Here is an 11,833-nt window from a genome sequence, read left to right as displayed (position 1 = left end):
CCTAAGGATTTGATTGGTAAGAACACCTTTTAATCAGTAAGGATTTAACTTGACCTAGGTTGAGAACATACTGGCTAGAAGGCATCTTGCCTTACACTTAGTTCAACTCATAGATGGAGATATAAAATGAGCGTATTAGTAGGCCGTCAGGCTCCTGATTTTACTGCTGCAGCTGTATTAGGTTCTGGCGAAATCGTTGATAGCTTTAACTTGACTGCAGCCATCAAAGGCAAACCAGCCGTCGTATTCTTCTATCCACTTGACTTCACTTTCGTTTGCCCATCAGAGTTGATCGCTTTTGATCACCGTATGGAAGAGTTCACTAAGCGTGGCGTAGAAGTGATTGGTGTGTCTATCGATTCTCAGTTTACCCACAATGCATGGCGTAACACCCCAGTTGAAAAAGGCGGTATTGGCCAAGTTAAATACACGCTAGTGGCTGATGTTAAACATGAAATCTGCAAAGCATACGATGTTGAGCATCCAGAAGCGGGTGTGGCTTTCCGTGGTTCATTCCTGATCGACAAAGAAGGCATGGTTCGTCACCAAGTCGTTAACGATCTGCCATTAGGCCGTAACGTTGATGAAATGCTACGTATGATCGATGCACTGCAATTCCATGAAGAGCACGGTGATGTTTGTCCTGCTGGCTGGGAAAAAGGCGATAAAGGTATGAATGCAAGCACTGAAGGTGTTGCTGCTTACCTGTCTGAAAACGCAAGCTCACTGTAATTAGTACTTTTCTAATCACAGTCGCCTGTTAAATGAAAAAAGCTGCCAATGGCAGCTTTTTTGTTTTTCATTGCTGAAGATCTATTGTTAACTGTTCAATTTATTCTACAGTACTGCTTTCTGCATCCTGCGCACCCACGGCCAGTAACGGCCAGCCACCTAATGATTTCCAACGATTCACGATGTGACAAAAAAGCTCCGCGGTACGTTCGGTATCATATAGCGCCGAATGGGCTTCTTTATTATCGAAGGGAATACCCGCCATAATGCATGCCTTGGCAAGTACGGTATGACCAATGGCGAGTCCGGCGAGCGTTGCTGTGTCAAAGGTGGCAAAAGGATGAAACGGCGAGCGTTTTAAGTCGCAACGTTCTATCGCCTTACTCACAAAACCATGATCGAAGGCCGCATTGTGCGCCACTATGATACTGCGATGGCAGTCGGAGGCTTTTTGGGCTTTCTTCACGGCTTTAAAGATTTCTAAAAAGGCTTCTTTCTCGCTCACCGCTCCCCGTAACGGATTAGTGGGATCAATACCGTTGAATGCTAACGCTTCGGGTTCTAAATTTGCGCCTTCAAAGGGCTCAATGTGGAAGTGTAGGGTTGTATCGATTCCTATTACACCTTCATTGTCCATTTTTAGTAGGGTGACGGCAATTTCTAGCAACGCATCGGTTTGAGAGTTGAAGCCCGCAGTTTCGACATCAATGACTACGGGAAAGTAGCCTCGAAATCGGTATTTCAATTTGTTCGCGTCGCAAATGTCACTCATAAAGTACTCAAGAAAATTCACAGGGCGCTATTATGCTAAATGTGTTGGGGTGTGTCATGCTTGATTGGTGGTTTTATGAGCTAAAGGAACTAAATAGTTTGCCGATAAAGCCATGTAACCGATTAAACATGAGTAAAGGCTATGTGGCGAAAACTGATATTAGTATCAATTTTATGCGTTCCAGCAACTGCAATGGCAGAGTTGCGCCATTATGTCGCCTCTTTAAGTGATTCCCAGTGGCGAGTGAGTGAAAATACTCCCATCGTCTGTCGCCTTGAGCATGATATTCCTTCTTACGGTAAAGCGATTTTTACCAGTGAAGCGGGTAAACAGCAGAATATGACTTTTACCTTAGATATGTGGGTAAAACCTGATCAAGTGACGCAGGCGAAATTAATTAGCCGCGCGCCGCAGTGGCGTCCTGGTGTGGTATCGAAAGAGATCACGTCATTACATTATCAAAAGTACTTTAACGGTGAAGTGCCTAAGCGTGCAGCTTGGTCTATGTTGGCAGAGTTGAGTCGCGGTATGGAACCAACGTTTTACTATGCTGATTGGTATAACGAGTCGAATAAGATAGCTGTGGGTTTGTCTTCAGCTAATTTTGGCCGTAAATATACTGAGTTTAAAGCTTGTCTAGCGCATTTATTGCCCTATAGCTTTGAAGATATCGCTTTTACTGTATTAAATTACGATGAAGGCGGAACCGATTTAACTCGTTTCTCCCAGCAACAACTGTCTCGGGTGCAAGAATATTTAGCCTATGATCCCTTGGTAGAGTTAGTGCTGGTGGATGCGTATACCGACAGCTATGGCGGCCGTTCAGTAAACCAGAAAGTGTCGGATACACGAGCTGCGTCTGTAAAAGAGTTCTTTGTTGCCAGTGGTATTCCTCAAGATCGTATTGTCACATTTGGGCATGGTGAGCGTCGTCACGTGGCTTCCAATGATGAAATGGATGAAAGGGCGCGTAACCGTCGTGTTGTTATACGGATCAGTAAACCTTTGTAGTGTTTGTTTTACCTAGGTTTTAAGTGTTTTCCAATGCCAAGTTTATGACTTGGCATTGTCGTTTTTAAAAGAAGGAGAGTTCAGGCAGTATGCCACTTTAATCGAATGATTCGCTCAATTTGCGCGTATGGGTAAAAATAATGAGATTTTTTAATTTGTAGATATGACATATCCACCTCAACAAGTACTGCAGAAAGCGAGAGTGGGATAAGTACGAGTAATATAGATGAAGTATAAAACTTGGCCGTTGCAATAATCAGGATTGTGTTTGAAATGCTAAAAAAAAGCCCGCTTAAACTAAGCGGGCCGCAAAAATAATGCATTTGCAATCAACAAATTGAAGGAAGGAAGTCAAGCATAAGAACCAGAAAAGAAACTGAAGTGTTGGGAACACACCAGTTTAAAAGTTCTTTGTTTTCGATATCTGCAAGCAGTTATCTCCTGAAAACAAGCACATTCTATTGGGAAACCTGTTGTAAAACAAACGAGAAAAATTGCCCATAAACATTAGTAATTCTAATGGCTACAAAGGTGATTTATATCACTTAAGTCACTATTTACCTTGATTAATAACTTATAACTCACTATTAATGCATAATAATACACTTCAATAAGCTTATCCTTGCTGCTATTTTGTTAAATTCACGATACAGCTTAAAAAACTTCATATTAAGTTACGCCATTGCCATGATTTTTTTTGCTTGTATAGTACTTGCTGAAAAGGCCTTAAGCCCGAAACCATAAGAAGGACGACAACACGATGGCATTAAGATTTCGCCTTGCAAAGCAAGGTTTGTTAGTGGCCACATTGGGGATGGCACTCGGTGCCTGCCAAAGTGGCAATGCACCTGAGCAAAATTCGACTGAGCAGGCAAGCGCAACTAAACTCGTTTACCCTGTTACTGAAAAAGATGACCTCGTCGAAACCATTCATGGTGTCGCAGTGGCCGACCCTTATCGTCATCTGGAGGCCAATACGCCTGAAACTGAAGAGTGGGTAAAAGAACAACAAGACTTTGGTCAAGCCTACCTCGCTAAGATCCCCAATAAACAAGCTGTGGTCGAACGTATTACAGAACTTTGGAATTACGAAAAAGTCTCTGCTCCGTTTGAAAACGGCGACAATCAATTTTACTACCGTAATGATGGCCTACAGGCGCAATCGGTTTTGTACGTTAAAGGTTTAGATGGTGTTGAAAAGCCTGTTCTTGACCCAAATAAACTGTCTGCGGATGGTACTGTTGCCTTATCCGGCGTGGCAGTGAGTAATGACGGTAAAATTTTAGCCTATGGCGTTTCAAATTCTGGCTCAGATTGGCAACAATGGCAGTTCGTTGATATTGCAACCGGTAAGAAACTGGCCGATGAACTGAAATGGATTAAATTTTCTAGCGCAGTGTGGGATAAAGAAAACCAAGGTGTGTTCTACGCCCGTTATGATGCCCCAGCAGGGGGTGATGTCTTAGCTGACGTTAATTTTAACCAAAAAGTGTATTACCACAAATTAGGCACAGACCAACATCAAGATCTATTGATTTATGAGCGTCCACAGAATAAAGATTGGGGCTTTGGCATTGATGTCTCTGAGAAAGGTGAATACTTATTACTGTCGATTTCTCAAGGTACGGATAAGCGTAATCGTTTCTTCTATAAATCGTTATTTGAGCCTAAATCCCAAGTGGTGGAATTGATCCTCAAATTAGAAGCTGAATATGAGTTTCTCGGTAATGATGGTTCAGTGTTTTATTTCAAAACCGACTTAGAGGCGCCTAATGGTAAAGTGATTGCGATTGACACCCGCAATAGTGATAAATCGCAATGGCAAACGATTATTCCTGAGTCTAAAGATCCGATTAATAATGTCGCCATTATTAATGACCATTTAGTGGTGAGTTATTTACATGATGTGTTGGGTCAATTATCGATTTACAGTATGGGTGGTCAGAAGCGTCAAGATGTGACATTGCCTGGTCTTGGCAATGTGGCAGGGCCTTTTGGTAAAGCCAGCAAAGATTATTTCTATTATGTGTTCAATAGTTATATTCAGCCTGAAACCACCTATAAGTTTGATTTTAAAACTGGCGGTTCAACCGTCATTGCTAAACCCAAAGTCTCGTTTAATCCCGATGACTATGTTTCTGAACAGGTTTTCTATAGCAGCAAAGACGGTACGCGTGTGCCTATGATGCTCTCCTATAAAAAGGGCTTAGTGAAAAACGGCCAAAATCCGACATTACTTTATGCCTATGGTGGTTTTGCCATTTCGATGACACCACGTTTTAGCCCTGCCAATATCGCTTGGTTAGACATGGGTGGCATTTATGCCGTGCCGAGTTTACGTGGCGGTGCTGAGTATGGCGAAAGCTGGCATCAAGCGGGGATGTTCGACAAAAAGCAAAATGTGTTTGATGACTATTTTGCTGCTGCTGAATATCTGGTCAGCGAAAAATATACCAACAGCTCTAAACTCGGTGCCTATGGCCGCAGTAATGGTGGTCTGTTGATGGGCGCTGCTGTGACTCAACGTCCTGAACTTTTTGCTGCCGTATTACCTGCCGTGGGCGTGTTGGATATGCTGCGTTTTCACAAGTTCACTATTGGTTGGGCTTGGACGAGTGAATACGGTAGTGCCGATAAAGCAGAGCAATTCCCTGCGCTATTGGCTTATTCGCCCTATCACAATGTAAAAGCGCAAGCTTATCCTGCGACTATGGTAATGACAGCGGATCATGATGATCGTGTTGTGCCATTACACAGTTTCAAGTTTGCGGCCATGCTGCAGGAGAAACAGCAGGGCAATAAACCAGTCATTATGCGTATCGAGTCAAATGCTGGTCATGGAGCGGGTAAGCCCACGGCGATGAAGATCGACGAATTTGCCGACATCTACAGTTTCTTGTGGCAGAGTTTTGGCTTAACCTTGCCACAAGCTATCGCAAAATAACTAACTATGTTAATAAAATGGGGTCGTTTGACCCCATTCTCTTTTACAATTGCCCCTATTCATCTGAAACCCGCGCTATTCCTATCTATATCTTCATCGGGTCATTCACAAGTCTTGTTTCCCTAGGTATAGTAAGCGTCAATTTTTCAACCAAAATTTGCTTATTTTCAAATGATGTTTCATTGGCCAATTTCAGTCTATTACGAAGACACCGACGCTGGTGGCGTTGTCTATCATTCGAACTACCTCAACTTTTTTGAGCGCGCGCGAACCGAGTGGCTAAAAGCCCTTGGCGTGAGTCAGACTGCGTTATTAGCCGACGACACTGCTTTTGTCGTAAAGCGTGCGGAACTCGATTTTCGCAAAGCAGCACGTTTTGAACAGAACCTTATTGTTGAAACTAAGGTCATAGAGTTGAAAAAGGCCTCGTTGATCTTTCATCAACGCTTGGTCGATAAACAGGGAGACTGTTATTGTGAAGGCACAGTGCTAGTTGTTTGTGTTGCGCTATCACGTATGCGTCCCCGAGCTATTCCCTTAAATATTGTGCAGGAGTTTGACAGTGCAAGCTGATATGTCGATTGTTGGGTTATTTTTACAAGCCAGTTTATTAGTGAAATTTGTTATGTTCACTTTACTTTGCTTGTCGGTGATGTCTTGGACGGTGATTTTACAACGCCGTAGCTTACTGACATCCGCAAAAAGTAAATCGGCGAAGTTTGAAGACAAATTTTGGTCAGGTGTTGATTTAAACCGTTTGTATAAAGAATTATCATCCCGTCCAGATAATAGCGGTTTAGAGTCATTATTTGTGACTGGCTTTAAGGAATATTCACGCCTGAATAAATTAAATAGCAAAGTGCCCGATGCCGTCATGGATGGTACATCGCGAGCTATGCGTGTGACCTTGTCTCGCGAAATGGAAAAGTTAGAAGCTAACTTACCGTTATTAGCAACGGTTGGTTCGACTAGCCCTTATATCGGTTTATTTGGTACGGTATGGGGGATCATGAATTCTTTTATCGCTATTGGTTCGATGGAAAATGCCACCTTAGCTATGGTTGCACCCGGTATTGCTGAAGCTTTGATTGCAACGGCTATGGGTTTATTTGCTGCAATTCCAGCGGTAATTGCGTACAACCGTTTCTCGACCCAAGTCGATAAATTAGAAATGGCTTACGCAAACTTTATGGAAGAGTTCTCCAGCATTTTGCATCGCCAAGCATACAGTGAGAAGGAAGGGGCATAATGCAACCAGCTTATCAGCGCAAACGTCGTCGCCCCGTTGCTGAAATCAACGTGGTGCCTTATATCGACGTCATGCTCGTGCTGTTAATTATTTTTATGGTAACAGCACCCATAGTGACCCAAGGGGTCAAAGTTGAGCTACCTCAAGGGGCGGCAGAAGTGTTACCCAATGACAGTAAGCCGCCCATTGTTGCTTCAATCGATGGTGACGGTGATTACTTCCTCAATAAAGGCGGTTCAACGAATGTGCCTATGGATTTGGAAGAATTGGCAACGGAAGTGGCTGCACTTATCGTGACTGAACCTGAGCGTCCTGTTGTGGTTAAAGCCGATAGAAATATTCCTTACGATAAAGTGATTCAGTTGATGGTGACACTGCAGCAAGCTGGCGTGCCATCAGTCGGTTTGATGACGGATTCACCCAAGGAGAAATAGGTGGCAGATAAGTCAGATGTAACATTACCTCTGTCAATTTCAGCGGGTATTCATATTGGCGTGATAATTATTCTGGCATTAGGAATAGATTTTTCTCACAAACCTGAGCCTATGCAACAAGTTAGCGCACCAGCAATCAAAGCGGTTATGGTTGATCAGCAAAAAGTGGCTAATCAAGTTGAGAAACTTAAGCAAGAAAAGCGTGATGCCGAACGCCGTGAGCAAGAACGTCAAGCCGAGCTTGAACGCAAAGCTCAAGAAGCGAAACAGGCACGCGAGCGCGAACAAGCTCAGATTAAACAGCTAGAGCAAGAACGTAAGCAGCAGGAAATTGAGATTCAAAAAGCCAATGAAGCGACCAAATTAGCCCAGGTGAAACAGCAGCAGGAAAAGGAAAAGGCGGTCAAAGCCGAAGCCGACCGTAAGCTGAAAGAGCAGGAGCGTAAGGTTGCTGAAGACGCCGCACAAAAAGCCGCTGAAAAACGCAAGGTTGAAGAAGCTGCTGCAGTGAAAGCTGAAACTGACCGTAAGCAAAAAGCAGATGTGGAAGCTAAAGCGGAGGCAGATGCTAAAGCTAAAGCAGATGCCAAAGCTAAAGCAGATGCCAAAGCTAAAGCGGATGCTAAAGCTAAAGCGGATGCTAAAGCTAAAGCGGATGCTAAAGCCCTTGCCGATCAAGAGCAGGAAATGGCTGATGCATTAGCGGCTGAGCAAGCGGCGCTGTCGCAAACCATGAATAAGCAGATGCAGAGTGAAGTCGGTAAGTATCAGGCAATGATAAAATCAACTATTCAACGTAATTTGGTAGTGGATGAATCTATGCGTGGAAAGACTTGTACTGTCTCTGTGCGTTTAGCGAATGATGGGTTTGTGATCAGCAGCCAAACAAAAGGTGGTGATCCCAACGTTTGTCGTGCAGCAAAAGCGGCGATTTTGAAAGCGGGCAAACTGCCTGTGTCTCCGGATCCTGCGGTTTATAACTTGATGAAAGAAATTAACTTAATCGTTGAACCAACGTTTAATTAAAGGAGCACCATGAAAATATTGGCAAAATGGTTAGCACTGGCAGTTCTGCTGTGCACCACCCCCGCGAAAGCGGCATTGGATATTGTGATCACAGAAGGTGTTGACGCAGCGCGTCCCATCGCTGTAATGCCTTTTGTATGGCAAGGTCCTGGCGCACCGCCACAAGCGATTGCTGATGTGGTGATGTCTGACTTAGCTCGTAGCGGTACCTTTAAACCTTTAGACGAGCTCGGACTACCTCAGCGTAATATTGGTGCTTTGGCTCAGTTTCAACCTAGTTCATGGTCTAGCGTTGGCGCAGAAGCTGTGGTGTTAGGTACTGTGAAACCTTACGGAACCGATCAGTATTTGGTGAGCTTTGATTTAATCGATTTAGTTAAAGCACAAAACCAAGCATTGAAAGGCTCTGTCAGTGCTACAGAATTTTTGATGGACAGTCGCCAAACTGTGATTTCAGCAGCGCAATTTCGTCAATATGGTCATAGAATTAGCGATATCGTCTATGAAAAGTTAACCGGTATTCGCGGTGCATTCTTAACGCGGATCTCCTACGTCGTGGTCAATCATACTCAAAAAGCACCTTATCAGTTGATGGTTGCGGACTATGATGGTTTTAACGAGCAAATGTTACTGCGCTCACCTGAGCCATTAATGTCACCTACTTGGTCGCCTGATGGACGTCGTTTGGCGTATGTTAGCTTTGAAAATAAAAAAGCAGAGATTTTCGTACAAGACCTTTATACCCAAGTGCGCACTAAAGTGAGCTCTTTCCCAGGTATTAATGGTGCGCCGGCTTTCTCTCCTGATGGTAAATCTTTGGCTGTGACGCTGTCTAAGGACGGTCAGCCTGAGATCTATGTTATCGATATTGCGACAAAAGCGATTAAGCGTATTACCAATCACTATGCTATCGATACTGAACCATCATGGTATCCTGATGGGAAGTCGTTGATTTTCACCTCTGAACGTGGTGGTAGACCGCAAATTTATCGCGTAGAGTTAAGTTCAGGTAAAGTGAGTCGTGAAACATTTGAAGGTGAATGGAACCTTGGCGGTTCAATTACGCCTGATGGACGTAGTATGATTTTTGTTAACCGTACTAACGGTAAGTTTAATATTGCGCGTATGGATTTAAATACGCGTTTTATGCAGGTGCTAACCTCTACACGCTTGGATGAATCCCCAAGTGTGGCGCCTAATGGTACTATGGTCATATATGGCACTACACACCAAGGTAAGCAAGTATTAGCAGCTGTTTCTACGGATGGACGCTTTAAAGCGAGATTACCCGTGGGTCAAGGCGAGGTGAAATCACCTTCTTGGTCTCCGTTTCTCTAATGTTATACCTTGATTTAATCACATTTAATTTTATAAGGAACACGTAATGGATCTGAATAAGTTGTTAAAAGCTATGTTGGTAGCACTTCCAATTATGGCTATTAGTGCATGTAGCTCAACTTCAGAATCAGAAACTGATGCAATGGGCTCAACAAACGGTTCAGGTAGCGAACTGAATGGTGGCATTCAAACTGGTGGTGTGGGTGCTATGTTGTCATCTGAAGAGCAGCAACGTCAGCAGTTAGAAGAGTTGAGAAAAGAACACATCATTTACTTCGATTTCGACCGCAGTGAAGTTCAAACTGAATTCGCCGCTGTATTAGAAGCTCATGGTACTTACTTAGTTGAGCACCCAAGTGTGCGCGTACTGATTGAAGGTCATGCGGACGAGCGTGGCACTCCTGAGTACAACATTGCTCTGGGCGAACGTCGTGCTAAAGCCGTTGCTAAATACCTACAAGGTATGGGCGTACAGCCAAGCCAAATGAGCGTAGTCAGCTATGGCGAAGAAAAACCACTTGATTTTTCTCGCACTGATGAAGGTTTTGGCAAAAACCGTCGTGCAGTTTTAGTTTACTAAGATTGAATCTCGGAGAGTAACACAATGAAACGTGCCGTCTTAATTACGGCAATGTTCCTTGGTGCGGGCGCTGCAGTTGCAGCGCCTGCTCCTGTGGAGGATATTGCTGGTGGTTCGGGTGATGACAGACTTGCTCGTATCGAACGTATTGTAAAATCGAGACAACAAAGTGAGCTCGAGATGCAACGTCGTCTTGATACACTGCAACAGGAAGTTCTCGATTTACGCGGTTTAACCGAACAACAGAATTATCAGATTGAGCAGATGCAAGAGCGCCAGCGTCAGTTATATGATGAGCTTGCTAATTTATCCTCAAAGGCATCTGCCGCACCTGCAGCTGCAGCGACATCAATCCCCTCTGTGGTATCGACCAATGCTGCCGCAAGTAGTTTAAGTGAAACTGCAAGTTATGAAAATGCCGTTAACTTAGTCTTAAAAGAGCGTAAGTATGACGATGCCATTCCTGCCTTCCGTGCTTTTATCAAACAATACCCAGACTCTGTGTATGCCGCGAATGCGAACTATTGGTTAGGACAGCTATTATTTAATAAGAGCGAATTTGCAGAAGCCAAACAAGCCTTCAAAACTGTGGTTGATCGTTTTAGTGATTCTAATAAACGTGGCGATAGTTTAGTGAAGCTTGGCATGATCGCCGAGAAAACCGGTGATAAAGCTGGTGCGATGCAATACTACCAACAAGTTGTCAAAGATTACGCAAACAGCGCCGCAGCACGCATTGCACAGCAGCAACTGGCTGCAATTAAAGCGTAATTAACTAAAAAACATACTCTTAGTCTGTTTTTCATGCAAACGACAAAAAATTGGGAATTTGCGCTTGCATGAGAAGATGAAAAAGGTATTATAGGCGCCCTCAGAGCGGCGAGGTCGTTCGGGGCGTGAAATGCCAGTAAATGGGTCGTTAGCTCAGTAGGTAGAGCAGTTGGCTTTTAACCAATTGGTCGAAGGTTCGAATCCTTCACGACCCACCACTTACTCTAATGAATAGAATAAGTTAGTGGTATTTAGTGAGATAGTCAGTAGTACAATGGGTCGTTAGCTCAGTCGCTTTTTTATAAAGCTAGGGCAGTTGGCTTTTAACCAATCAGTCGAATGGTTCTAATTCTTAATGACACACCACTTTACTGAAAGTGCATAAATCAGCGCAACACCAGATGGGTCGTTAGCTCAGTCGGTAGAGCAGTTGGCTTTTAACCAATTGGTCGAAGGTTCGAATCCTTCACGACCCACCACTTATTATTCGCATTGTTGATGCCAAAATAAGTGAACATTTTTATCGTAATGCCTAGATGGGTCGTTAGCTCAGTCGGTAGAGCAGTTGGCTTTTAACCAATTGGTCGAAGGTTCGAATCCTTCACGACCCACCACTTTACTGAAAGTGTATAAATCAGCGCAACACCAGATGGGTCGTTAGCTCAGTCGGTAGAGCAGTTGGCTTTTAACCAATTGGTCGAAGGTTCGAATCCTTCACGACCCACCACTTATTATTCGCATTGTTGATGCCAAAATAAGTGAACATTTTTATCGTAATACCTAGTTGGGTCGTTAGCTCAGTCGGTAGAGCAGTTGGCTTTTAACCAATTGGTCGAAGGTTCGAATCCTTCACGACCCACCACTTTACTGAAAGTGTATAAATCAGCGCAATACCAGATGGCTCGTTAGCTCAGTCGATTTTTTATAAGGCGAGGGCAGTTGGCTTTTAACCAATCAGTCGAATGGTTCCAATCCT

The 11,833-nt window shown here is 43.8% G+C and carries 11 protein-coding genes and 6 tRNA genes; 16 read left to right on the top strand and 1 reads right to left on the bottom strand.

From position 1 onward, the window contains the following. Window positions 1–126: 126 nt before the first annotated feature. Window positions 127–732 (top strand): peroxiredoxin C, encoded by a 606-nt coding sequence (locus L5M10_RS11065; protein ID WP_006081247.1) that lies wholly within the window; start codon window positions 127–129, stop codon window positions 730–732. A gap of 100 nt (window positions 733–832) precedes the next feature. Here L5M10_RS11065 and rnt read toward each other — a convergent pair whose 3' ends face one another. Continuing rightward, window positions 833–1,504 carry a ribonuclease T gene (gene rnt, locus L5M10_RS11060; protein ID WP_263255269.1) on the bottom strand — a complete coding sequence of 224 codons (672 nt, stop codon included), beginning with the start codon at window positions 1,502–1,504 and terminating at the stop codon, window positions 833–835. Window positions 1,505–1,645: 141 nt separating this feature from the next. Between rnt and motY the strand changes: the two genes are divergently transcribed. The 15 genes from motY to L5M10_RS10985 all read left to right on the top strand — a co-directional run bounded on the left by motY (window position 1,646) and on the right by L5M10_RS10985 (window position 11,719). Further along, the gene (gene motY, locus L5M10_RS11055; protein WP_263199126.1) at window positions 1,646–2,515 is read left to right on the top strand and encodes a flagellar protein MotY; all 870 of its coding nucleotides are present in this window, start codon (window positions 1,646–1,648) and stop codon (window positions 2,513–2,515) included. Between the two features lie 760 nt (window positions 2,516–3,275). Beyond that, window positions 3,276–5,459 (top strand): prolyl oligopeptidase family serine peptidase, encoded by a 2,184-nt coding sequence (locus L5M10_RS11050; RefSeq protein WP_173496538.1) that lies wholly within the window; start codon window positions 3,276–3,278, stop codon window positions 5,457–5,459. A 171-nt stretch (window positions 5,460–5,630) separates the two neighbouring features. Next, window positions 5,631–6,032 (top strand): tol-pal system-associated acyl-CoA thioesterase, encoded by a 402-nt coding sequence (ybgC, locus tag L5M10_RS11045; protein ID WP_006081251.1) that lies wholly within the window; start codon window positions 5,631–5,633, stop codon window positions 6,030–6,032. Beyond that, window positions 6,022–6,708: a protein TolQ gene (tolQ, locus tag L5M10_RS11040; RefSeq protein WP_263255268.1), complete on the top strand. Its 687-nt coding sequence runs from the start codon at window positions 6,022–6,024 to the stop codon at window positions 6,706–6,708. Before ybgC ends, tolQ begins: the two co-directional genes overlap by 11 nt. After that, on the top strand, window positions 6,708–7,142 hold the full coding sequence (gene tolR / locus L5M10_RS11035) for a protein TolR (RefSeq protein WP_113938780.1): 435 nt from the start codon (window positions 6,708–6,710) through the stop codon (window positions 7,140–7,142). Before tolQ ends, tolR begins: the two co-directional genes overlap by 1 nt. Continuing rightward, window positions 7,143–8,168: a cell envelope integrity protein TolA gene (gene tolA / locus L5M10_RS11030; RefSeq protein ID WP_263255267.1), complete on the top strand. Its 1,026-nt coding sequence runs from the start codon at window positions 7,143–7,145 to the stop codon at window positions 8,166–8,168. It begins immediately after the preceding gene. 9 nt (window positions 8,169–8,177) lie between these two features. Further along, window positions 8,178–9,506, top strand: coding sequence for a Tol-Pal system beta propeller repeat protein TolB (tolB, locus tag L5M10_RS11025; RefSeq protein ID WP_028760347.1), 1,329 nt, complete (start codon window positions 8,178–8,180; stop codon window positions 9,504–9,506). 46 nt (window positions 9,507–9,552) lie between these two features. Continuing rightward, window positions 9,553–10,086 (top strand): peptidoglycan-associated lipoprotein Pal, encoded by a 534-nt coding sequence (pal, locus tag L5M10_RS11020; RefSeq protein WP_028760346.1) that lies wholly within the window; start codon window positions 9,553–9,555, stop codon window positions 10,084–10,086. 24 nt (window positions 10,087–10,110) lie between these two features. Next, entirely contained in the window at window positions 10,111–10,857 is a 747-nt protein-coding gene (ybgF, locus tag L5M10_RS11015; protein ID WP_028760345.1) for a tol-pal system protein YbgF, read from the top strand. Between the two features lie 142 nt (window positions 10,858–10,999). Next, window positions 11,000–11,075 (top strand) — tRNA-Lys (locus L5M10_RS11010). 58 nt (window positions 11,076–11,133) lie between these two features. Continuing rightward, window positions 11,134–11,223, top strand: a tRNA-Lys gene (locus L5M10_RS11005). Window positions 11,224–11,260: 37 nt separating this feature from the next. Continuing rightward, window positions 11,261–11,336: transfer RNA gene (locus L5M10_RS11000), tRNA-Lys, on the top strand. Between the two features lie 59 nt (window positions 11,337–11,395). After that, window positions 11,396–11,471 (top strand) — tRNA-Lys (locus L5M10_RS10995). Between the two features lie 37 nt (window positions 11,472–11,508). Next, window positions 11,509–11,584 (top strand) — tRNA-Lys (locus L5M10_RS10990). Window positions 11,585–11,643: 59 nt separating this feature from the next. Then, window positions 11,644–11,719, top strand: a tRNA-Lys gene (locus L5M10_RS10985). Window positions 11,720–11,833 lie beyond the last annotated feature (114 nt).

This window comes from Shewanella sp. SM32 (genome assembly GCF_025654235.1).
Taxonomy (GTDB): Bacteria; Pseudomonadota; Gammaproteobacteria; order Enterobacterales; family Shewanellaceae; genus Shewanella; species Shewanella oncorhynchi.
This window is presented reverse-complemented; position numbering and strand designations above follow the sequence as displayed.